This window comes from Candidatus Methylomirabilota bacterium (assembly GCA_036005065.1).
Classification (GTDB): Bacteria; Methylomirabilota; Methylomirabilia; order Rokubacteriales; family DASRDR01; genus DASYQW01.
The window spans coordinates 1-22,022 of record DASYQW010000419.1 but is presented as its reverse complement, the minus strand read 5'-3'; the positions used below and the strand labels follow the sequence as shown (position 1 = coordinate 22,022).

22 protein-coding genes and 1 pseudogene are annotated in these 22,022 nt (G+C 69.0%); 14 read left to right on the top strand and 9 right to left on the bottom strand.

What is annotated here, in order from left to right:
- The first annotated feature begins 95 nt into the window (after positions 1-95).
- The 3 genes from VGW35_27475 to VGW35_27465 are packed head-to-tail and all read left to right on the top strand — an operon-like array spanning position 96 to position 3,347.
- Positions 96-893, top strand: a complete 798-nt coding sequence (locus VGW35_27475) for an enoyl-CoA hydratase/isomerase family protein (protein ID HEV8311417.1) — start codon at positions 96-98, stop codon at positions 891-893.
- Positions 894-917: 24 nt separating this feature from the next.
- Positions 918-3,113, top strand: a complete 2,196-nt coding sequence (locus tag VGW35_27470) for an acetate--CoA ligase family protein (protein HEV8311416.1) — start codon at positions 918-920, stop codon at positions 3,111-3,113.
- 24 nt (positions 3,114-3,137) lie between these two features.
- Positions 3,138-3,347 (top strand): hypothetical protein, encoded by a 210-nt coding sequence (locus tag VGW35_27465; protein HEV8311415.1) that lies wholly within the window; start codon positions 3,138-3,140, stop codon positions 3,345-3,347.
- Positions 3,348-3,366: 19 nt separating this feature from the next.
- On the opposite strand, the gene VGW35_27460 is transcribed toward VGW35_27465, so the two are convergent.
- Entirely contained in the window at positions 3,367-4,329 is a 963-nt protein-coding gene (locus tag VGW35_27460; GenBank protein HEV8311414.1) for an SMP-30/gluconolactonase/LRE family protein, read from the bottom strand.
- Between the two features lie 183 nt (positions 4,330-4,512).
- Here VGW35_27460 and VGW35_27455 point away from each other — a divergent pair, with 183 nt between their 5' ends.
- Positions 4,513-5,286 carry a phosphatase PAP2 family protein gene (locus VGW35_27455; protein HEV8311413.1) on the top strand — a complete coding sequence of 258 codons (774 nt, stop codon included), beginning with the start codon at positions 4,513-4,515 and terminating at the stop codon, positions 5,284-5,286.
- Positions 5,283-5,897: a hypothetical protein gene (locus VGW35_27450; GenBank protein ID HEV8311412.1), complete on the top strand. Its 615-nt coding sequence runs from the start codon at positions 5,283-5,285 to the stop codon at positions 5,895-5,897. Before VGW35_27455 ends, VGW35_27450 begins: the two co-directional genes overlap by 4 nt.
- A gap of 46 nt (positions 5,898-5,943) precedes the next feature.
- Here VGW35_27450 and VGW35_27445 read toward each other — a convergent pair whose 3' ends face one another.
- Positions 5,944-7,011 carry a TauD/TfdA family dioxygenase gene (locus VGW35_27445; GenBank protein ID HEV8311411.1) on the bottom strand — a complete coding sequence of 356 codons (1,068 nt, stop codon included), beginning with the start codon at positions 7,009-7,011 and terminating at the stop codon, positions 5,944-5,946.
- 269 nt (positions 7,012-7,280) lie between these two features.
- On the opposite strand from VGW35_27445, the gene VGW35_27440 reads away from it, so the two are divergent.
- Both VGW35_27440 and VGW35_27435 read left to right on the top strand, forming a co-directional pair.
- Positions 7,281-7,577, top strand: coding sequence for a hypothetical protein (locus VGW35_27440; protein HEV8311410.1), 297 nt, complete (start codon positions 7,281-7,283; stop codon positions 7,575-7,577).
- 18 nt (positions 7,578-7,595) lie between these two features.
- The gene (locus VGW35_27435) at positions 7,596-8,264 is read left to right on the top strand and encodes a hypothetical protein (GenBank protein ID HEV8311409.1); all 669 of its coding nucleotides are present in this window, start codon (positions 7,596-7,598) and stop codon (positions 8,262-8,264) included.
- A 91-nt stretch (positions 8,265-8,355) separates the two neighbouring features.
- Here the strand turns inward: VGW35_27435 and VGW35_27430 are convergent, their stop codons facing one another.
- Positions 8,356-9,969: an ABC transporter substrate-binding protein gene (locus VGW35_27430; protein HEV8311408.1), complete on the bottom strand. Its 1,614-nt coding sequence runs from the start codon at positions 9,967-9,969 to the stop codon at positions 8,356-8,358.
- Between the two features lie 168 nt (positions 9,970-10,137).
- Between VGW35_27430 and VGW35_27425 the strand changes: the two genes are divergently transcribed.
- The 6 genes from VGW35_27425 to VGW35_27400 all read left to right on the top strand — a co-directional run bounded on the left by VGW35_27425 (position 10,138) and on the right by VGW35_27400 (position 15,998).
- Positions 10,138-11,136, top strand: a complete 999-nt coding sequence (locus VGW35_27425) for an ABC transporter substrate-binding protein (protein ID HEV8311407.1) — start codon at positions 10,138-10,140, stop codon at positions 11,134-11,136.
- Between the two features lie 96 nt (positions 11,137-11,232).
- The gene (locus VGW35_27420; GenBank protein ID HEV8311406.1) at positions 11,233-12,537 is read left to right on the top strand and encodes an ABC transporter substrate-binding protein; all 1,305 of its coding nucleotides are present in this window, start codon (positions 11,233-11,235) and stop codon (positions 12,535-12,537) included.
- A 222-nt stretch (positions 12,538-12,759) separates the two neighbouring features.
- On the top strand, positions 12,760-13,464 hold the full coding sequence (locus tag VGW35_27415; protein HEV8311405.1) for an ABC transporter ATP-binding protein: 705 nt from the start codon (positions 12,760-12,762) through the stop codon (positions 13,462-13,464).
- Positions 13,461-14,171 (top strand): ABC transporter ATP-binding protein, encoded by a 711-nt coding sequence (locus VGW35_27410; GenBank protein ID HEV8311404.1) that lies wholly within the window; start codon positions 13,461-13,463, stop codon positions 14,169-14,171. The genes VGW35_27415 and VGW35_27410 overlap by 4 nt, the downstream gene beginning before the upstream one ends.
- A 1-nt stretch (position 14,172) precedes the next feature.
- Positions 14,173-15,045, top strand: a complete 873-nt coding sequence (locus VGW35_27405) for a branched-chain amino acid ABC transporter permease (protein ID HEV8311403.1) — start codon at positions 14,173-14,175, stop codon at positions 15,043-15,045.
- Positions 15,042-15,998, top strand: a complete 957-nt coding sequence (locus VGW35_27400; GenBank protein HEV8311402.1) for a branched-chain amino acid ABC transporter permease — start codon at positions 15,042-15,044, stop codon at positions 15,996-15,998. The genes VGW35_27405 and VGW35_27400 overlap by 4 nt, the downstream gene beginning before the upstream one ends.
- A 914-nt stretch (positions 15,999-16,912) precedes the next feature.
- Here VGW35_27400 and VGW35_27395 read toward each other — a convergent pair.
- The 6 genes and pseudogenes from VGW35_27395 to VGW35_27370 form a co-directional block, all read right to left on the bottom strand.
- Positions 16,913-17,767, bottom strand: a complete 855-nt coding sequence (locus VGW35_27395) for an amino acid ABC transporter substrate-binding protein (protein ID HEV8311401.1) — start codon at positions 17,765-17,767, stop codon at positions 16,913-16,915.
- A gap of 2 nt (positions 17,768-17,769) precedes the next feature.
- Positions 17,770-17,850: pseudogene (gene glnQ / locus VGW35_27390) on the bottom strand (glutamine ABC transporter ATP-binding protein GlnQ).
- A gap of 76 nt (positions 17,851-17,926) precedes the next feature.
- The gene (locus VGW35_27385) at positions 17,927-18,103 is read right to left on the bottom strand and encodes an ABC transporter substrate binding protein (protein ID HEV8311400.1); all 177 of its coding nucleotides are present in this window, start codon (positions 18,101-18,103) and stop codon (positions 17,927-17,929) included.
- A gap of 18 nt (positions 18,104-18,121) precedes the next feature.
- Positions 18,122-18,334 (bottom strand): hypothetical protein, encoded by a 213-nt coding sequence (locus VGW35_27380; GenBank protein ID HEV8311399.1) that lies wholly within the window; start codon positions 18,332-18,334, stop codon positions 18,122-18,124.
- Positions 18,331-18,957: an ABC transporter substrate binding protein gene (locus VGW35_27375; protein HEV8311398.1), complete on the bottom strand. Its 627-nt coding sequence runs from the start codon at positions 18,955-18,957 to the stop codon at positions 18,331-18,333. Before VGW35_27375 ends, VGW35_27380 begins: the two co-directional genes overlap by 4 nt.
- A 421-nt stretch (positions 18,958-19,378) precedes the next feature.
- Positions 19,379-20,368 (bottom strand): ABC transporter substrate-binding protein, encoded by a 990-nt coding sequence (locus VGW35_27370; protein ID HEV8311397.1) that lies wholly within the window; start codon positions 20,366-20,368, stop codon positions 19,379-19,381.
- Positions 20,369-20,633: 265 nt separating this feature from the next.
- On the opposite strand from VGW35_27370, the gene VGW35_27365 reads away from it, so the two are divergent.
- On the top strand, positions 20,634-22,004 hold the full coding sequence (locus VGW35_27365) for an IS1380 family transposase (protein ID HEV8311396.1): 1,371 nt from the start codon (positions 20,634-20,636) through the stop codon (positions 22,002-22,004).
- Positions 22,005-22,022: the final 18 nt, after the last annotated feature.

The window sequence follows — 22,022 nt, the reverse complement described above, 5'->3', positions numbered from 1 at the left end:
CTTCTGCCTGCGCTATCCGGACCACGCCTGGACTCGCGAGATCGACCGGATCGTCGACCAGATCACCCGTTGAGGCTAGCCGGAGCATTACCGCCATGAACTACGCCGACTATCGTCACCTCACGTTCGACCTCGACGCCGACGGGGTGCTCCTGATCACCATCAACCGGCCCGAGGTGATGAACGCGACCAATGCCCGCCTCCACTGGGAGCTCACCCAGGTCTGGCTCACCGTGGATGCCGACCCGGCGGCGCGGGTGGCGCTCGTGACCGGGGCCGGGAAGGCCTTCTCGGCGGGCGGCGACCTGGAGCTCGTCGAAGAGCTGGCCGGCAATCCGGAGGCCGTGGCCCGCACCCTGCGGGAGGCCTCGGACCTCGTCTATAACCTGATCAACCTGGACAAGCCGGTGGTCTCGGCCATCAACGGCGTGGCGGTGGGGGCCGGGCTGGTGGTGGCCCTGCTGGCCGACGTGAGCATCATCTCGGAGTCGGCGCGGCTGACCGACGGTCACACCCGCCTCGGGGTCGCTGCCGGAGACCACGCGGCCATCATCTGGCCGCTGCTCTGCGGCATGGCCAAGGCCAAGTATTACCTGCTGACCTCCGAGTTCCTGGATGGCCCGGAGGCGGAGCGCATCGGGCTGGTCAGTCTCTGCGTGGCGCCCGACCGGCTCATGGAGACCGCCCGGGGCATCGCCCGGGGGCTCGCCCGGGGCAGCCAGCCCTCCATTCGCTGGACGAAGCGGGCGCTCAACAACTGGCTCCGGCAGGCCGGCCCGATCTTCGATCAGAGCCTGGCGCTCGAGATGCTGACGTTCATGGGGCCCGACGTGCGAGAGGGCGCGCGGGCCATTCGCCAGAAGCGGCCGCCCGACTTCCCCACCGCGCGCTGACGTGGGTTCTCCCCGGATCGTCCTGTGACGGGTGGCCTCTCCGATCCGGCCGCCGCCCGCGGCCGCTCGATCGACCGGCTGCTCCGCCCGCGTTCGGTGGCGGTGGTCGGCGCCTCGCCGAACCCCAGCTTCGTCTCGAACATCCTCAAGAACCTGCTGCGCCACGGCTACCAGGGCCCGGTCGTCGCGGTGAACCCGCGATACGAGCACGTCCTCGGCGCCCGGTGCTACCCGTCGCTGCTCGACGTGCCTCATTCGCTGGACCTGGTCGTGGTGGGGGTCGTGCAGCAGCGGATCCCGTCGATCCTGGAGCAGTGCGAGCGGGCGGGCGTGGGGGCGGTCGAGATCGTCTCGAGCGGCTTTGCCGAGATGAGCGGCCGGGACGGAGTAGAGCGCCAGGCCGAGCTGGCCGCCTGGGCGGAGCGGAGCGGCATCGCGGTCGGCGGTCCGAACTGTCTCGGGCTCTTGAACGCGCGCATCGGGATGCTGGCGTTGCCGACCGTGCTCGAGCGCCTGATTCCCGGCGTCGTCGGCGCCGTCCTGCAGAGCGGCATGATGGCCCCCAGCGTGCTGGTGCCGCTGCTGGCGCGGGGGATCGGGCTGACCATCGCGGTCACCACCGGCAACGAGGCGAACCTGGAGGCGGCCGACTACATCCGGTACCTGGTGGAGGACGACGAGACCCGGGTGATCGGGTGCTTCACCGAGCAGATCAAGACGCCGGAGCGGTTCGTCGAGGCCTGCGAGCTGGCGGCGGCGCGACGGAAGCCCATCGTCATGCTCAAGATCGGACGCTCCGAGGGTGCCCGGCGGGCCGCCCTGGCCCACACGGGGTCGCTGGTCGGCTCGGACGCGGTCGTCGACGCCGTGCTGCGCCGGCTGGGGGTGAGTCGGGTCCACAGCGTCGACGAGCTGCTCGAGACCCTGGCCGTCTTCCACGCGAAGAAGCTGCCACGCGGGGCCGGGGTGGCCGCCATCTCCGTCTCGGGCGGGGCCGTGGGCCTCCTGTCCGACCTGGCGGGGGAGTGCGGGGTGGCGTTCCCGCCGCTTCCCGACGAGACGACCCGGAGGCTCCGGGCCGCCCTGCCGGAGTACGGCAGTGTGGGCAATCCCCTCGACATCACCGGCCAGGGCGTGTTCCAGACCGAGATCCTCGACGGTGCCCTGAGCGCGCTCGCCGAGGCCGACACCGTCGACGTCATCGTGTGGGGCCGCCCCTTTCCGGCCCGCCTCGATCGGCAGTCGCCGGTCGGCCGAATCCTGGAGGACGCGGTCGGCAAGCATCCCGACGTGCTGTTCCTGGTCATGTCCCTGGTGGGCGGCCACCTCCACGCCAGTCCGAATCCCGATCTGCCGGTGGTCGAGCCCGTCGAGGCGCTGGCCGGGATCCCGTTCCTGCAGGGCAGCGACGCCAGCCTGAAGGCGATCGCGGCGCTGCTCCGCTACGCCAGCTTTCAGCGGACACGGCAGGACCCGGAGGCGGGCAGCGCGAGGCGGCGTCGGGTCCCGGAGACGGTCGCGGCCGAGGCGCGGGCGCTCGTCCGGACTGCGGGAGGCCGGTCGCTCACCGAGCGCGAAGCCAAGGCGGTCCTGGCGCTCTACGGCATCCCGACGACCCGGGAGCGGCTGGCGGCGACTGTGGACGAGGCGCTCCGGGCGGCCGAGGCCCTGGGGTACCCGGTCGCGCTCAAGGTGGAGTCGCCGGACATCGCGCACAAGACGGAGACGGGCGCGCTGGTCCTGGACGTCCGCGACGCCGGCGCGCTGCGGGAGGGCTTCGGCCACGTCCTGGCCCGCGCCCGGCGGGCCGCGCCCCGGGCGATCATCCGGGGCGTGCTGGTCCAGGAGATGGTAGGCCCGGGCCACGAGGTGATCGTCGGGATGAGCCGCGATCCGCAGTTCGGCCCGGTCCTGGCGTGCGGGCTCGGCGGCATCTTCGTCGAGACGCTCGAGGACGTCCAGCTCCTGCTGCCCCCGCTGTCGGAGGCCGAGGCCCGAGCGGCGCTCGCCCGGCTGCGGGGCTACGCCCTGCTGCAGGGGGCGCGGGGCGCGGCGGCCGCCGATCTGCCGGCCCTGGTAGACGTGCTGCTGCGCTTCGCGGAGCTGGCCATCGACCTCGGGGACGTGGTGCGGGAGATCGACGTCAACCCGCTGATCCTCCTCCCGCCCGGCCGTGGCGCGTGCGCGGTCGACTGTCTGATCGTTCCCGTGGAGAGCTGAGCTCGCGCGAGGTGAGGCATGGGCATGCTCTTCCAGTCCGAGGCGGGCCTGGAGACGCTGACGCAGTACATCATCAATCTCGACGCCGGCGTCCAGCTCACGGCGAGCGACGGGGAGACACGACGGATCGGGGCCGGCGAGATCATCCTCGTCGAGGACACCTGGGGCAAGGGTCATCGCTCCACGGCGGTCGACGGGAAGCTGCGCCACTGCGTTTTCGTCACGGTCGACTGACCCCGCCCGGCGACGCCACTCACTTCCGTCGATAGACGACGAGCCGGTTGGCGCCGGACTCCGGCGCCCAGACCTCCCCTGGACGGCCGAGGATCTGGCGCACGTTGGCCCCGCGATGGTCGCTCGGAAATGCCTCGAACTTCTCCGTCCCGGGGTCGAAGCGGACCATGGCGTTGGCGCCCCAGTCGCTCAGCCACACCATGTCCTGGTCATCGACATAGACGGCGTAGGCGCGCGGCCGGTCGCCGGGCAGCTTCCAGGTCCGCCAGGCTCCGGTGCGGGGGTCGTAGCGACTGACGTTGCCAGAGTTCCATTCGCTGACCCAGATCTGGCCCTTGGAGTCGGACCACACGCGCCGGGCTCCCTGATCCTTGGTCGGGGGCTCGATGATCGTGGCGGCGCCACTGTCCAGGTCGACGCGCGCGATGTGGCTGCCGGCGAGCGAGGCGTAGTAGACGGCGCCGTCCGGCGTCGTGGCGATGCCATAGGGACCGCGGCCGCGCGGCGCGTCCCAGACCTGCGCCTGGCCGGTCCGCGGATCGAGCCGGCCGTAGACACCGTTCTGGCCGGTGAACCAGATGCGCCCGCGCTTGTCGAACGTCGCGGTGTTGAGGTTCACGTGGCCGCGCCCTTCGGGGAGTGGCCAGCGCTTCACCTCCCGCGTCTTCGGGTCGACGCGGACGATGGCGTTGGTCCCCCCTTCGGTGACCCACGGCGCCCCGTCCGGCCCGATGACCACGCCGTGCGGGGCGGCCCCGGGTCCGAGCGGGATGAGCTCGACGGCGCCGGTCGAGGGATCCAGACGGCCGATCTGGCCGCTACGCTGGGCCGTGTACCACACGATCCCGTCGGCCCCGACGGCGACGTCGTGCGGATGACCACCGGCAGCCGGGAGCGTGTATGCCTGGACGGCGATCTCGGCCTGCGCCGCCAGGGGCAGCACCAGCAGGGCGAGGACGAGTCCGAGCAGTGGGCGACGCATGGCAACCTCCATCCGGACGCATTCCACCATGACATTATGGAACGCGGGCCGGCGACCTTCAACGGCCGGGGTGCTGCCCCTTACTGCCTCGGCCCCGGTGTATAATGCCGCCGATCAGAGGCCGTCCAGCCGTCATACGCCGACCGCGGGAGGACCAGAACGCCAGCCATCGAAGCCCTGCTGGTGCGGTGCGACGTCCCGCAGGCGATGTTCCTCGGGCTCGTCGCGTTGCTCGCCCTCGGCGGGACCTGGAGCGCGCTGGATCGCCGCTCGCAAGCCGCCGCCTGGGTGCGGCAGACGTGGCGGCGCCTGGGCGCCCGGCAGCTCGTCGCGAGCGCCGTCGCCGCCATCGCGTTCGTCGCGATCTGCGAAGACGTCGTGTTTCGAGAGGACGACGAGATCGTGCTGCGGCTCGACTCCGTCGTCCAGCAGGCGGCCCACCTCGTCGCTCCGTCGGCGGCGATCCGGAACCTCGCGTCGTTTCTGAGCCGGTTGACCGGTGAAGGGATGCTGGCGACCGTCGCCACCGCGGCCGCCTGTCTGGTCGCGGTCGGGCGCCGGCGCGACGGGCTTGTGATCCTCTTCGGTACGGCCTCGGCCTGGATCCTGTCGGCCGGGCTCAAGATGGCCTTTGGCGTCGTCCGGCCCGGAAGCCACCAGACGTGGTACGAGATCACGGGGTACGGCTTCCCGAGCGCTCACACCCTGGTCGCCGTGGTGGGCTACGGTCTGCTGGCGGTGGCATTGGGACGGAATGCGCGGCCCGCCGTCCGCGCCGCGCTGTATGCGGGGGCACTCGTCTTCGCGGCCTTGACCGGCGCCGCCCGCCTGGTCCTGGACGTTCACTGGCTGAGCGATGTCGCGGCAGGATTCGCGATCGGCGTCGTGTGGCTCAACCTCGTGCGGCTGGTGGCGGTCGCCGGACGGAGCGACGTGGGCGCCGGGCTCGGCCTGTGAGACGGCGGCGGCTGGCGGCGATGCTGGCCGCCGCGGGCGGCCTGGTGATCCTCGGGGCGCTCGCGCGCGGCGAATCGGCGATCGCCTGTCCGGAAGGGACGTCGCGCGCCGAAGCCGAGCCCCCGGCGGGACGGGAGCAATGGTGCGAACGGCTCGACCGAAGCGGGACGCGCACCCGTCATGGGCCGTATCGAGCCTCGTATCCGGACGGACGGCCGAAGATCCAGGGGCAGTTCGTCGAGGGCCGGAAGGCCGGCCGGTGGACCTTCTGGTACGGGAACGGCATCCTGTTCGGCAGCGGCGTGAAGCGGGAAGAGGGCGAATTCCAGAATGGGAAGGAACACGGGCTCTGGTCGCGGTGGTACGACTTCAACGTCAAGTGGGAGGAAGGTGAGTACCGGGAGGGGCTGAGGGACGGGACCTGGACCTCCTGGTATCCCGTCGGCGCCAAGGCCCGGGAGGGCGACTACCGGGGTGATCGGGAGGTCGGGGTGTGGCGGTCCTGGAGCCCGCGAGGGGAGGAGTGCTCGCCGGAGGACCATGGGGCGCCGGAGCACGCGATCGTCGATCCCGAAGGGCTCGCCGCCGTCGATCGGGAGGGTGTGTCGTGACCCGCGCGGCCTCCCTGGCCTTTCTGGCGTACCCGGTGAGGCGCGCTCACGGCGCCGCGACCTGGCCGATCCCGCCCCGCAGTGCCCCGGGCTCGGTGCTGCCCCACAGCACCTCGTGCCCCACCGGCAGCGCCCGGCTGTTCGGCATCGACAGCCAGAGCCGGTAGAGCAGCCGCACGTTGCCCGTCTCCGCGTCGTCCGCGAAGGCGGTGCGGGCGTGATAGATGACGTGGTTGTTGAGGAGCTGCATGTCGCCCGGCTCGAACCGCATCTCGAAGGACAGCTCCTCGGTGAGCGCCATGAGCAGCTCGATCGCCTCCTGCTGGGCGCCGCTGAGCGGCGGCACCCCCGGCACCATCTGAGCCACCTCGATGAAGGTGAGCGAGTAGTGGCTCGTGAACTTGCCGTCGCGCACGCCGAAGATAGGAAGTGGGTACACGACGTCGGGGCGTTCCGCCTCCTCGCCGAAGCGACTGCGATAGACGTCCTGGTACAGGACCGCGGCGAGATCCGGCCGGTGTCGGAGCATCTCGTCGTGCACCGCGACGGAGCTGCAGAGCTTGCTGATCCCGCCCTGGCGCGCCTGACCGACACAGAGGAGGCCGACCACGTCACAGCGGTCGGTGTGGAAGCGGAGCGGCCCGTTCGAGAGCGTGCGCGCGTAGGACGAGAGCACGGTGCCCGACCCGCCCTCCCCGGCCGGGATCTGCCCGTAGCGCTCCCCCACGCTGCGTCCCTCGTCGCGGATCTCGCGCATGAGCTCGCCGCGCCGGTTCTGGAACACGGGCCGGCCGAGGTGGCTGCCGAGCCCGAACCAGATCTGGCGCAGCTCGGCGGGCGTGTAGCGCGCGACCGGCAGGCCGCGCAGGTTGATCAGGCCGCAGCCGTCCTCCAGCTCGCGGGCGATCTCGGCCAGCACCCTGTCCAGCGTCGGGAGGGGAAAGCGCTCGCGGGTCGTCTCGGGCCAGGCCAGACCGCGCGATCGAGCCTGGCGGAGCGCGGCGTCGATCTCGTCGAGCGCGTCGCGATCGAGCGTGCGGACCCAGCGCGTCGAGCGCGCCATCTCCTCGCCGCGCCAGGCACAGGGGCCAGAGACGGGGGTCCGGGGTGTCATGGAGACGGCTCCTTCCCTTGCCATTCGGGGCCCGCTGACTCCGGTGTCGAGGATAGCAGAGGGAGGGCCGCCCGATAAGCCCGCCCGGGCGAGGCGCGGCGCGAGGCTGCTCCGCTCGCACGGGGCCCCAGACGCACAGGACCCCAGCTTGACAGCCTGGCGTATCCTGCCTAGCCTACCGCCGTGCTCAGCGACACCGTCCCGAGCGTCACCCGCGTCCTCGGCCTCCTGACCGCACCGCTCGCCGCCGGGGCCCACGGGGACGTCGAGTGAGCAAAGGACACCGATGGCTCTTCATCGTGCGGCCGGACCAGGAGCACCTGTACGCGCAGCTGCGGCGAGCGTTCGAGGGCGTGGATCTGGTGGACGTGGTGGTCGACCGCCGGCGGGCGGACCGGCGCCGGGAAGACCGCCCGGTCGACGTGGATCGGCGCCGCACGGAGCGGCGAGTGCCGCTCACGAAGGCCGAGGAGCAGCTCTGGGAGATTGCGGGATTTCGCCTCGTCTACCGGGATGAGGACGTCACGATCTTTCGGGCCCCGGACGACCCGAGCTCGGAGGACTGAGCCGGTGGAGGCGGCGTGATGGCCAAGACACGGGGCACCGGGTTGCTGATGCTCTGGACCGACGTGGACCCGGCGCACGAGGCCGAGTTCAACCGCTGGTACGACGAAGAACACATCAAGCATCTGCTCGCGATACCGGGGTTCCTCAGCGCCGGCCGCTACGTCGCGGTCAAGGGCGGGCCGAAGTACCTGGCGATGTACGAGCTCGAGGATCCGAACGTGCTCCGCAGCGCCGCCTTCCTCGACGCGGTCCGCTACAAGCCCTCACCCTGGCGGCAGCAGGCGTCCGGCGGCCATGTGGGGCGCAACTACATCCTCAACGCCTACCGGCAGATCTTCCCGACCCGCACCAATCCGATCGAGAACACGATGGAGATGCCGCGATGTCTCCAGATGGGGCGGATGGACATTCCCGCCCACCTGGAGGAGGAGTTCCACGCCTGGTACAACACGTGCTACATCCCGGGATACCTCGCGGTCCCGGGCTGCATCCGCGTCCGTCGCTTCGTGGTGGTCGACGGGCAGCCGAAATACCTGACGGTGTACGAGCTGGAGCACGAGCGGGTGCCCGAGAGCGAGGCCTGGCAGCAGAATCGGATGGGCAGCCCGTGGACCAAGCGCATCCGCCCGTTCCTCCAGCTCGACGAGGGCTCGCCCGGCATCTTCCGGCGGATCTACCCGGCCTGAGGGACTGTCGGGTCACCACGCCGGCGTGAAGCCCATCGCCACGCATAATGCCGGTCCGCTCCGAGCGGCGGCTTTGCCGCCGCCACCCTCCTCACCGGTCCATCCACACCTCCTGCATCCGCCCGTAGTTGTAGAGCGAGTGGTGCGGGACGAGGTTCCGGACGTAGGGCCACTGGGTGAAGTACTCGTTCCGCCAGCCGAGCATCGGCCGCGCCACGTCGGCCTCGAGCCTCTTCTGGATCTCCCACACGAGCGTGCGCCGCTTGTCGCGGTCCAGCTCCTGAGACTGGAGGTCGATCAGCCGGTCCACCTCCTCGCTGCAGTAGTCGGTGTAGTTGCGTGAGGTGCCGCACTTGTAGTTCTCGTAGAAATACACGTCGGGATCGTCGATGGCGGCCGCGGTGAGGTTGGCGCCGATCAGGTAATCGCGCCGGGCGAGCGCCGGGAACCACGCGCTCGACTCGATCTGCTTGACCGTCGCCTCCACGCCCACCAGCCGAAGCTGGTCCACGACGAACGCGGCCACGTCCACGTAGATCGCGAACGCCCGGGTGACCAGCTCCACGCGGAGCGGCTTGCCGGGACCGAAGCCCGCCGAGGCCAGGAGCCGCTTGGCCTCGGCCTTGTCCTGGCCGGCGGCGCGGTAGCCCGGCAGCCCGCGCAGCTCCTTGTCGAGGAGGCCCCAGACCCCGAAGGGCGGCGGCATCAGGGCGGCCCCTACGACCGCGCCGCCGTGGCGGACGCCCTGGACGAAGGCCTGGCGGTCCATCGCGAGGCTGATCGCGCGGCGCACCCGCACGTCGTCGAAGGGCGGCTTCTTGTGGTGCATGATCACGTTGTCGGTTCCGATCTGCCCGGTCTCGGTGACCACCAGCGACGGCGCGGTCATCTTCGCCGTCTCCGCCATGGTCCGGGTCATCTCCAGCGGCATGGCCACGTCGAGGCGCCCGGCCTGGAGCGCCGCCAGCCGGGTGCCCCGCTCGGTGATGATGGGGTAGCGGATCCCGTCGAGGTACGGCCGGCCCGGCATGAAGTAGTCGGGGTTGCGCTCCAGCTCGATCAGCTGGCCGCGGACGTACTCCTTGAGCCGGAAGGGCCCGGTGCCCACGCAGCGGAAGCGCAGATCGGCGGGGGGAAGGTGGGCCGGGTAGACCGGCGAGTAGCCCGCGGCCAGCATGAGCAGGAGCGAGGGCTGGGGCCGCTTGAGCCGGAAGACGACCGTGTGAGGGTCGGGCGTCTCGATCGCCTCCACGTTCGCGTACCAGTCCTTCCGCGGGTTCAGCCGGAGCTTGGCGGGCGCGTCGGCCGCCTCGCGGACGACGTCGAAGGTGTACTTGACGTCCCTCGACGTGAACGGGTGGCCGTCGTGCCACCGCACGCTCTTGCGGAGGAAGAAGACGAGGTTCCGATAGTTGTCCTGCCAGGACCACCGCTCCGCCAGCTCGGGCAGCACCGTGTCCGCGGTCTCCTGGGGCTTGAGCGGGTCGAAGAGGACCAGGTTCGAGTAGCACGGCATCACCGGCCAGACGCCGGAGATCGTGGCCGACTCGTGGATCGAGAAGCCCGGCGGGTCTTCGGCGAGCATGGCGTTGAGAATCCCCCCGCGCTTCGGGGTCTGGCCTCGAGCCGTGACCCCGAACGCCGCCAGCGCGGCGACGAGGATCGCGAGGCCCAGGGACAGCGGCAGCGTCGGGCGTCCTCTCATGGCGTCCTCCACGACAGCCGGGTGGGCGAGGGGTCGGCGACGGAGCGCCCCGAGCGCCACCGTATCGCGAAGCGGGCGAGGCGGCAAGGCCGCCCCCGGTTAGCCAGCCAGTCGATGGCCGGCGGGACCGGCCTTGACAGCCCCGCCCGGCCGTCCTAGCCTGCCGGCATGTCGAGGGCCGCCCGGCTGATCCTCGCCAGCCTCGCCGTCGGCCTGCTCGCCGCGCCGCTGGCCGCGCCGATCGCCGCCACGTCCCCGCCCGGCGGCAAGCTGCCGACCATCGGGGTCTTGCGGCCGGGCCTGCCGCTCGACCCCTACCTGCAGTTCTTCCGGCAGGGGCTGCGGGACCTCGGGTACGTCGAGGGCCGCACCATTGCCATCGAGTATCGGTGGGCGCATCAGCGGGTGGATCAGCTGCCCAGCCTGGCGGCGGACCTGGTGCAGCGCCGCGTGGACCTCATCATGGTCGCGGGGACGACCGCCACCCGGGCCGTCCAGCGCGCGACGGGCACCGTCCCCATCGTGATGGCCGCCGTCGGTGACCCGGTGGCGAGCCGGTTCGTGGTGAGCCTCGCCCGGCCGGGGGGGAACATCACGGGCGTGACGCTCTTCCAGCCGGGGCTGGGCGGGAAGCGGCTGACGCTGCTCAAGCAGGCCGTGCCGTCGATCACCCAGGTGGCCGTCCTCCGCAATCCGAGCAGCACGAGCGAATCCACTCCCCTGTGGACCGAGACCAGGGCGGCCGCCCAGTCGCTGGGCCTGAAGCTTCACATGGTGGAAGCGCGGAACCGGGACGAGCTGGGCGACGCCTTCACGAAGGCGCGCCGGGCGCATGCCGAGGCGTTCATCGCGCTGTCGGACCCCGTGTTCACGGCGCAGCGTGGACGGATCGTCGAGCTCGCGGCCACCAACCGTCTGCCCGCCATCTATGACGGACGAGAGTTCGTGGAGGCGGGAGGCCTCATGGCGTACGCGGCCAGCCTCCCCGACCAGTTTCGGCGGGCGGCCCTGTACGTGGACAAGATCCTCAAGGGCGCCAAGCCGGCCGACCTCCCCGTGGAGCAACCCACCCGCTTCGAGCTGGTCATCAACCTCAAGACCGCCAAGGCCCTGGGGCTGACGATCCCGCCGTCCGTGCTGCAGCAGGCGGACGAGACCCTCCAGTGAGAGCGAGTGCGAGGGAGGCGGCTCGCTGACCGCGGCGGGCCGCCACCCGGAGTCGACACCGGTCCGCAGCGCGTAATGGAACAGGAGGAACAATCGATGGCAGAACGCTGGCACGACGAACCCTGGACCAAGGACCTGTGGTGGAGCGGCAAGACGACCCGGCGGCGCTTCCTCGGCGTCTCGGCCGCGGCGGCCGGCGCTCTCGGCGCCACCCTGCTGGTGCCCCCGCCCTGGCGCGAGGCCTTCGGCCAGGCCAAGCCCTACAAGATCGGGACGATGCAGCCCCTGTCGGGCGCGGCGGCGGCCGGCGGCAAGACGGCCCTGGTCGGCACCCAGATGGCCGTGGACCGCATCAACAAGAGCGGCGGCATCGGCGGGCGTCCGATCGAGCTCGTCATCGCCGACTACGAGTCCAAGCCCGACGTGGGTCGCCGCAAGGCCGAGAAGCTCCTGGTGGAGGACAAGATCGACGCCCACGAGGGCGGGTTCCTCTCCAACGTGTGCCTGGCCTGCATGCCGGTGTTCGAGGAGCACAAGATCGTCAACATGATCGGCGTGTGCCTGGACACGACCATGACCACGTCCAAGTGCAGCCGGTACACCTTCCGGCCCTTCGACTACGCGCCGGCCCAGGCGGTGGCCTTCGCCCCGTACCTGGTGGGGAAGATGGGCAAGCGCTGGCACATCGCCTTCGCCGACTATGCGTGGGGGCAGTCCACGCGCGACGCCTACGCCGACCAGATCAAGAAGGCCGGGGGCGAGGTCGTGGCGACGACCGGCATCCCGCTGGGGACGGCTGACATGACGCCGTTCCTCTCGAAGATCACCGGCAGCTTCGACGGGTTGCTCGGGATCTTCTTCGGCAAGGATGGCGTGACCATCGGCAACCAGGCCTTCGATCTCGGCCTCACCAGGAAGTACAAGTGGGCCGGCGACGGCGCCATCGCCGAGTCCACGAACCTGCCGGCCCTCGGCAACAAGATCGAAGGCTTCGTGGGCATCAACCGCTACGTCCCGGTCCTCGATGCCCCGCTCAACACCTCCTCGCACAAGCAGTTCTTCGAGGATGCGGTGGCGCGGCTCCGGCAGATCGACCCCTCGGGACCGCTGCCCGACCGTTACGTGCAATCCAACTTCGAGGCCATGAACGCCCTGAAGCTCGGCATCCAGAAGTCCGGCTTCCGCGGGCGCGAGGACACCATGAAGCTCATCGAGGCGCTGGAAGGCCTCGAGATGAAGGAAGGCGACGACTTCCCGCAGGGCGACAAGACCCTCCGCAAGGAAGACCACCAGGCGTTCCTCCGCGAGTTCATCTTCGACATCAAGGGCGGCAAGCACCACATCGTGGAGGTCGTCCCCAAGGAAAAGACGATCTTTCCGCCGGCGTGCAAGTTCGCCTAGACAGTGGGAGGGGGCCTCGGCGGCCCCCTCCCAGACCCACCCCCGAGGAGGTGGGTTGCGCGGGCGGAGCCCGCGCTCGGAGCGGAACTCCATGGGCGTGGCGGCATTCCTCTCGCGGGTCGTGCAATCACACCGGTGATGGCCGGGTCGGGTGACGGGGGGCCCGTCCGGGCCGGCCCGGCGGCAGGGGACGGGCCCATCCTCCGCACCGAGCGGCTCACCATGCGATTCGGGGGGCTGAGCGCCCTCAACCAGGTCTCCCTGGCGGTGCCGCCGGGCGAGATCCGCGCCATCATCGGTCCCAACGGGGCCGGCAAGTCGACCTTCTTCAACTGCGTGACGGGCGTGCTTCGGCCGACCGGCGGGCGCATCCTCTTCGCCGGCCAGGACATCACGGGGCTGCCCCCGCACCAGATCTCCCGGAAGGCCATCGCGCGCTCGTATCAGATCACGAACATCCTGCCGGGGGCGACCGTGCTGGAGAACGTGCGCGTCGCCGCCCAGTCCCGACACCACGGCTGGAATCTCCTGCGCCACCATCGGGCCTACGCGGACGTGCTGGTCAGGGCGCGCGCCGTCCTGGCCGCGGTCGGTCTCGGGGACAAGGAGGACGAGCTGGCGGTCAACCTGTCCCACGGGGAGCAGCGTCACCTCGAGATCGGCATCGCGCTGGCCACCGAGCCGAAGCTGCTCTGTCTCGACGAGCCGACGGCGGGCATGTCGGTGGCCGAGACCCGGGCCACGGTCGAGCTCATCCGGCGCATCGCCGCCGACCTCACCATCCTCATCGTGGAGCACGACATGGAGGTCGTGATGGGCCTGGCCCGGACCATCACCGTGCTCCACTACGGCGAGGTCCTGGCCGAGGGCACTCCCGCCGAGATCCAGGCCAACCCCCGCGTGCAGGAGGTCTACCTCAAGACCTGATGCTCACCCTCGACGGCGTCCACACCTACTACGGAAAGTCCCACGTCCTCCACGGGGTGTCGATCGACGTCGGCCCCGGTGAGGTGGTGGGGCTGCTGGGCCGCAACGGGGTGGGGAAGAGCACGACGCTCAAGACGATCATGGGCCTGGCCTCCCCCTCGGCGGGCCGCATCACGTTCGAGGGCCGCGACATCGCCGGCCTGGCCCCGCACCGGGTGGCCCGGTTGGGCATCGGCTATGTCCCGGAAGACCGCCGCGTCTTCCGGCTCCTCACCGTGATGGAGAACCTGCGTACCGGCCTGGATCGCCCGGATGTCGGTCCGGAGCGGCGCCGGGGCCTGCTCGAGAAGGTCTACCAGAGCTTCCCGGTTCTCCGGGAGCGCCGGAACCAGGCGGGGGGGACGCTCTCCGGCGGCGAGCAGCAGATGCTGGCCATCGCCCGGGCCATGATGCTGGAGCCGAAGATCATCCTGCTCGACGAGCCCACCGAGGGCCTGATGCCTCGCATGGTAGCCGCCATCCGGGAGATCATCGAGGTGCTCCACGGGGACCGGGTGGCGATTCTCCTGGTCGAGCAGAACGTGCCGCTCATCCTGGACGTCGCCGATCGCGTCTACATCATGGAGAAGGGCGTGGTGCGGCACCACGGGCCGGCCGCCGAGCTGCGACGCGACCGGACGGTGATCCACCAGTACCTCGGGGTCTGACGTGGCGCTTCCCTGGGACCTCCTCCTCGTCCAGATCGTCAACGGCATCGTCAGCGGGATGATCCTGGCCCTGGTGGCCTCGGGGCTCACGCTGATCTTCGGCATCATGGACGTGGTGAACTTCGCCCACGGCGATCTCTTCATGCTCGGCGCCTATGTGGGCGTGACCACGCTGGCCGCCTCCGGCAGCTTCTGGCTGGCTCTGGTGGTGGCCTCGGTCACCATCGCCCTGCTCGGGGCCGCGCTTCAGGTGGTCGCCCTGCGCCCGCTGCTCGGGCGGGATCCCCTGACGACGATCCTGGCCACCTTCGGCATCTCCCTGGTCCTCCAGAACTACGCGCTGTGGCAGTACGGCCCGGTGGCCCGCAAGATCCAGGAGCCGTTCACGGGGCACTTCAAGCTCTTCTACCTGGAATACCCCTGGTACCGGATCGTGATCGCGCTCTGCTCGGCGGCCATCATCGGTGCCTTGTGGCTCTTCATGAAGTACGGCCGGTACGGGATCTGGATCCGGGCCACCACCCAGGACCGGATCATGGCCGCCGCCATGGGCATCCCGGTGCCCCTCGTCCACACCGGGGTGTTCGCCATCGGCGCCGCCATGGCCGCCGCCAGCGGCGTCCTGTTCGGCCCCCTGGTGGGCGTGAATCACGCCATGGGGCTCGACGTGATCCTCCGCGCCTTCATCGTGGTGGTGGTGGGGGGCATGGGGAACCTGGGCGGCTCGATCCTGGCGGCGATCTTCATCAGCCTGCTGGAGGCCTTCGCCTCGATCTGGGTGAGCCCGGCCCAGGCGGTGATCGTCTCCTTCGTGGTCCTGATCCTCACGCTCCTGGTGCGCCCCACCGGCCTGTTCGTGCCCACGCCCAAGTGACGGCCCGGGCCTCGACCACTCCCTACTGGATCGGGTTCGCCATCGTGCTGGCGCTGCTCGGCGCCGCGCCGCTCGCGCTCCCCGAGTTCTGGCGCCGGTTCGTCACCGAGATCCTGATCTGGGGGCTGCTGGCGATGTCGTCGGACATCCTGATCGGCTATACCGGGATGGTCTCGTTCGGCCACTCCGCCTTCTTCGGCCTCGGCATGTACGGGGCGGCGGCCGCCCTGCTGACGGTGCGCCCGCCCAACCTCTGGCTGGCCATCCTCTACGGGCTGCTCGGCGCCGGCCTGGTGGCCGTCTTCGTGGCCTACTTCGCCACCCGGCTGCGGGACATCTACTTCGCGATCACCACGCTCGTCTTCTCCCAGATCTTCTACGTGGTCATCTTCACCTGGACCGAGCTGACCGGCGGCGAGAACGGCCTCACCTTCCGCCAGCCGCCGCTGGGGATCCCCGGCCTCGGCGCGGTGGCCTTCACGCCGGTCACGCTGCACTGGTTCGTGCTGGCGGTGGTGACCGCGTCCTACCTCCTGCTCCGGCGCATCACCCAGTCGCCCTTCGGCATGGTGCTGCAGGCCATCCGGGAGAACGAGCCCCGCACCCGCGCCATCGGCTACCACGTCGAGCGCTACAAGATGGTGGCGGTGATGCTCTCCGGGCTCTTCGCGGGGCTGGCCGGCGTGCTCTATGCGGTCCAGAACAAGTTCGCGGCGCCCGACTTCGTCTTCTTCCTGGTCTCCGGCGAGGTGGTCATCTTCAACGTCATGGGCGGGATGGGGACGCTGGTGGGGCCGGTGGCGGGCGCCGCCTTCTTCTTCCTCCTCCGCGAGGGCTTCTCGCGCTTCTGGACGGAGTACTACCTGATCCCGGTCGGGGTGATCTTCACCTTGATGGTGATCTTGGTGCCCCAGGGCCTGCTGGGCTTCGCCCGGCGCGCGCTCAACCGCTGACGGGCGCGGGCCTCCTGACCGCAGGACGAGCCGGCCCGCTGGCACCCGATGCATCATTCTTGTTCAGTCTGAATCACGTGTGGGGCGCGGCCTTCGGCGGCGTGTGAGTCGTCAGCCCGGCGCAAGAGTCTGGGCGCGACGTTTCAACGCCCGCCGCTGTCGGGGATGACGGTACCCGTATATCGGGGTGCGGTACACCCGTCCTCTTGTTATATCGAGTCGAGCACTCGGTCCACTGTAGCGCAGAGTTCGGCGCCTGGCCGCCCTTCTCGAATATCCAGACACTGAAGTCATCGGCTACCGCGATGCCAACCGCGCTGCTGGCGCTTCCGCGATCTCCAGAAGGTCAAACAAGACGGTGTCGACGTAGCGCAAAATCACGCCTGCGGGTCTAGACATGATGGCTGCAGCGAGCGCACGCGAGCCAGCGGTCCGCTCACACGTGTGGTTATCCGTCTCTTCTGCGCTTCCAAGCGCGTGGGTTCCTCGCGCCGTGGAAAACTGCATAGACCACGATCTCGAGAGGCCCGACCTCATAAAACACCGCGTACGGAAAGCGCCGAAGGAGTGCTCGTCGCATCGTGGGTCGACCAGCTGATACGTCTGGAGCCGCAAGCCTCACTCAGTACGGATAACGCATGCGGTGAGCGGCCGCGGCGAGCGCATGCGAGCCAGCGGTCCGCTCCACGGCGATGTTCGACGCCGCATCGACTCCGGCACTCACTTGAGCTTCCAGCCCGCACGCTCCAGGCAAGCCCACGCGATACACCCCCGGACGACCCACGATGATCTCCCCGGACGGCCGATCAGGCTGGTCCCAGGGGGGCCGACGAGGTGGCTTGCGGTCCACCGCCCTCGGCTGCGCAGGCGCCGTCCACGGGCCTCCAACGGGTCGGCCACTCTCCCGAGTTCCGCTACTCCGGCATGGACTGCATGATCATGTAGTTGCGGACCTGGTCCGACATCGGATAAGGGACTACGCCGCGCTCTCCGAACCACTTGGCGTAGAGTTCGAAGAACTTCCCGCTGTCGATGAGCTCCATGAAGGTGTGGTTCACGAAGTCGCGCCACTTGGAGTCGTTCTCCGGGACCATGCAGGAGTAAGGCTCCTTCCCGAAAAAGTCCCCCACCACCCCGTAGTCTTTGGGGTTCTTGGCACTGGCGGCCAGCCCGGCCAGGAGGATGCCGTCGTTGGCGTAGGCGACGATCCTCCCCTGCTCAAGGGCCAGGAAGGCAGCCGGGTGCTCCTGGAAGGTCACCACGTCGGCCTTGGGCTGGGCGGCGCGCAAGGCCTTCTCGCCGCTCCCTCCCTGGAGGACCCCCACGCGCTTGCCGGCCACATCCGCCACGCTCTTGATCCCGCTCCCCCTCTTCACCAGGAGCTGGGTGCCGGTGAAGAAGAAGTTGATGGAGAAGTCCACCGTCTCGTCCCGGCCCCGGGTGTAGGTGGTGGAGCCGCACTCGACGTCGATGGTCCGGTTGGCTACCAGCGGGATCCTGGTCGTCGGCGTGACCTCCTTCTTCACGAGCTTGATCCGCTTGGCCAGCTTCTTCTCCAGGCGGGCCCGGATGGCCTCCAGGAGGTCGATGGAGAAACCGATCCACTCGTTCTTTTCATTGATGAACGCGTGGGGGATGTTGGTGCCCCGCGTCCCCGCGGTCAGGACCCCGGTCCGGCTGATCTTCTGCAGGACCGTCTCGGCCAGGACCGGCGCGGCCTCACTGAGCAGCAGAACCCCCGCCAACCACACAGCAACGCATCGCTTCATCGGAGGCGCTCCTTGGCCGGGTCGGTCATCACCTCCAGCACCTCGTTGATCATCTCGGGGTCGAGCGCCGAGGTTAGCTCGTCGCCCGTGCGACGCCTCTGGTGTGCCGTGACTTGTTCCGGCGGTCTGCGTGGAGATGATGATCCCGGCCCCAGGGGCTCACCGGATCACCTGGTCCGCCCGGATGAGGAGCGACTGTGGGATCGTGAGCCCAAGGGCCTTCGCGGTCTTGAGGTTGATGACCAGCTCGAACTTCGTGGGCTGCTCCATGGGGAGATCGGCGGGCTTGGCCCCTTTCAAGATCTTGCCGACGTAAGCGGCGGCACGCCGGAACAAGTCAGAGATGCTCGGCCCCTAGGACATCAGGCCTCCTGCATCCACAACCTCCCTGTACGCGTACACTGCCGGCAGGCGGCTCTTCGCCGCGAGATCGGCAATCCGTCTTCCATGGAAAACGATTAGCGGGTCCGAAAAGGTAATCAGGGCCTCGGCCCGCTCTCTGACTATGGCTGAGAACGCCGTATCGAAATCGTCGGGGCCGCGGATCTCCACGGATTGAAGCGTCATGCCCAACACCTGGGTCGCGGCTCGCACCTCGACCCAATCGGATGACCAGAAGCGGAATTTGGGGCTGAACCGTTCGGAATACGCCGGGTTCCATAGGACGGCGACGCGCCCACCCTGGGGGCGGCCTCTTTCAGCAGCTCAAGACGTTTGGCCCCGAGCTCCGGGGTGAGCTCAGACAGCCCCGTAATGTTGCCTCCACGTCGCGCGAGGCTGGAGATAAGCCCGGTCGCAACAAGGTCATCGTTACAGGCCGCTACCACGATGGGGATCGTGCTGGTTGCTTGACTGGCGGCATTGAGCGGCGCCCCACAGGCGTCAACAACAATGAGGTCAACCTTGAGGCGGACCAGCTTGGTCGCGAGGTCGGGGAGCCCCTCGGCCCTCCCCTCGGAATATCGCCGCTCGATCGCGATGTTCTGACCCTCCACGTAGCCGAACTCGCGGAGGCCTTGCCGCAATGCCTCGTCACGGAGGTTCGCCGGGAAGGTCCCGAGAAACCCTACCCGAGAGATGTTCGCTGGCTGCTGGGTTTCAGCCGCAAGCGGTATTGCAAGAAGGCCGAATATGAATGTGATGATGAGCCCGACAGTCCTCAGGATTCTCGCCTCCTCGGTCCAGCGCACTCGCCGGCCATCCGGGTAGCCCAACAAGTCTGTTACTCCAGTTGGGAGAATTCCGGCGTCCACCGTGGCGGAACCGGACAACGATGGGTGGAAGCTGCTCGACGTGATGGCGTAGAGCCACCCCACAGGGAAGTTCCACGCGTAGCCCGCACAATACACCACCGGACAGGCGCGATGATCTCACCGGACGGCCGATCTGGCTGGTCGCGACGGCGGGGGCCGCCGCGATGGCCATGGTCCACCGGCCACGGCTGCGTGTGCGGCCCATCGGCCCGCCCGAGCCGCTGCCGCGCCGTCAACCGAGGGCCGCGCCCTGTCGACGCCGCGCGTCGTCGCGACGGGCTCCACCGCTCGTGCGCCGAACGCGCAGGATCACCCGCGGCCGAAGGCCGCCGCGTGAATCCTGTAGTTCGGCGCTCGGTCATTCGACGACGCGATCTGCCCGAAGCAGCACCGAAGCCGGAATCGTCAACCCCAGCGCCTTGGCAGTCTTCAGATTGATGACGAGCTCGAACCTCGTGGGTTGCTCGATCGGCAAGTCACCGGGCTTCGCGCCCTTGAGGATCTTGTCGACGTATATCGCCGCGCGTCGGTGCATATCGGGATAGTTCGCCCCGAAAGACATCAGGCCGCCGGTGTCAACCAGTTCCTGGTGCGTCACCGCCGTTGGCAAGTGGCTCGCGAGTGCGAAGTCCACGATGCGGGTGCGGTTGTGCAGGAACACCCGGTCCGCGAAGACCACGAGTGCCTGCGGGCGATCCTTGACTATTGCAGCAAATGCATCGGCGAGCTCTTCCGTGGATCGTGCGGCAAAGAACTGCAACTTGATTCGCATCGCCTGCGCGGCATCCCGCGCCTGCTTCGAGGAGCCGACGTGAAACAGGTTGGCTGGATTCCACAGCACCGCGATGTGGGAGACCTTGGGAAGGACCTCCCTGAGCAACTCCAATCGCTTGCCTTCCATGTCCGGTGCGATCGAAGACAGCCCAGTAGCGTTTCCACCCGGCCGGCTCAGGCTGGCTGCGAGGCTCGTGCCGACTGGGTCGCCAACGGCCACCATCACGAGAGGAATCGAGGTCGTAGCCTTCTTGACGGCGAGGGCGGCAGGCGTACCGGCGGTCACAATCACATCGACCTTCAGGGCGATCAGCTCTGCGATGAGAGCGGGAAACCGTTCATACTGTCCCGCCGCCCATCGATACTCAATCTGGCTGTTCGCGCCCTCGATGTAACCCAGGTCACGCAATCCCTTGCGGAATGGCTCGACGAGATTGGTCTCGAGGGCGGCGGTGGAGTTCCCGAGGAAGCCTATCCGATATATCCGTTGCGTCTGCTGTGCCTCCGTGGCGGGCGGGGACACGATGACGCCCAGGGTGAGCGCAAGGATGGCGAGACCGATCTGCTGTATCACATCTCTCACGCCGTTTCTCCCATGGATCTTGTCGGGTGGCGGCCCACTCGTGGTGTCGCCAACGGTCCGGTCACGGCGGTTTCCCGGTGCGGCGAACGCTCGCGCTGAGCGGCGCGCGAAGCGCGGCCGCTCGAGCGCGCTGTTAGCCCCAATCGGCGAATAAGCGGGACGTGAAAGTGCGGGGAATATGAATCAAAGAGGCCTCCAATGCGATCGAAAGGGAGAGCACAGCCATGCACTCCCTCTCACACTGGAGGCCCCTCTGATGCGCTTGAGCGTAGCGAGCTTGCGGCGGGTGGTCAAGGGTGATCTCACGATCCAGTTCATGCCCCAGGCGCTCACGTCGTACGGCGGCCTGGAGCTGCTCGGGCGCTATCTGCGCCAGATCGACCTGGGAGCGCGGTTGCGCCAGGCGTTCGCGGGGTTGCGCAGTGACTACGGCAGTGCCCGAATCGCACTGGTGCTGCTCGCGCTGTTCTACGTTGGGGCCCGGCGCTTGGAGCACCTGCGCTACCTCGGCGGCGATCCGCTGGTGATGCGCTTCTGCGGCTTGGCGCGGTTGCCCACCCGCCGCACCGTGGCCGACTGGTTGCGCCAGTTCACCCAGGAGACCCTTGCCCCCCTCGTCGCCCTCAACCGCGCCTTGGTGACCGAGGCGCTGGCGCGCCTGGATCTGCCGCGGCTCACGATCGACGTCGATGGCTCGGTCATCCGCACGGGGGCCACGGTGGGCTGGGCCTTCCGCGGCTTCAACCCGCATCACCGGAAGGATCCCAGCTACTACCCGCTGCTCGCCCACGTCGCCCAGACCGGGCACATCCTCCGCCTCAAGAACCGTCCCGGCAACGTCCACGACTCCAAGCAGGCCGTCCCCTTCCTGCGCGAGCTCATCGACGACCTCCGGCGGCAGGTCGGCCGGCGCGTGGTCCTGGAGTTCCGCATGGATGCGGCCTTCTTCCAGCGCAGGATTCTCGAGCTGCTCCCCGCTCGCGACTGCTTCTACGCGATCAAGGTAGGGTACTGGAGTTGGCTGCCGCTCAAGCAGATCGCCGCGGCGTGCCGGCGGTGGCACCCCGTGGCGCCCGGCGTGACCGGCCACGAGACCGAGCTGGTCGTCCCCCAGTGGAATGACCTCCGGCTGCGCGTCGTCCTCTATCGCAAGCACGTCGCGCACCAGACCCGGAAGAACTTCCAGCTCGATCTCTTCACCCCCGACGACGGGCACTACGAGTACTCCGCCGTCGCCACGAACCTGCCGCTGGGGCTCCCGGCCCTGTGGGCCTTCGCCTGTGGGCGGGGAGCGCAGGAAAAGACCTTCGCCGAGCTCAAGGGCGAGTTCGCCCTCGACGTGGTCCCGACGAAGCACTACGCGGCCAACAGCGCTTGGCAGCAACTGAGCATCCTCGCCCACAACCTGATCCGGAGCTTCCAGCTGGAGACTCTCGCCGAGCCGAAGCCTCGGTCCCGCAAGCGCACCTCCGGCTACCTCTTCCGCAGCATGCGCACGCTCCGGTTTCTCCTCATCGCCCGAGCGGGGCGTTTGACCCGCCTCGGAGGCCGGAACGTGCTCCGCCTCGCCAAGAATCCGGCCACGGAGTCGCTGTATGAGCAAATCGCTCACCGTCTGGCCGCCTGATTTATTCGCCGATTGGGG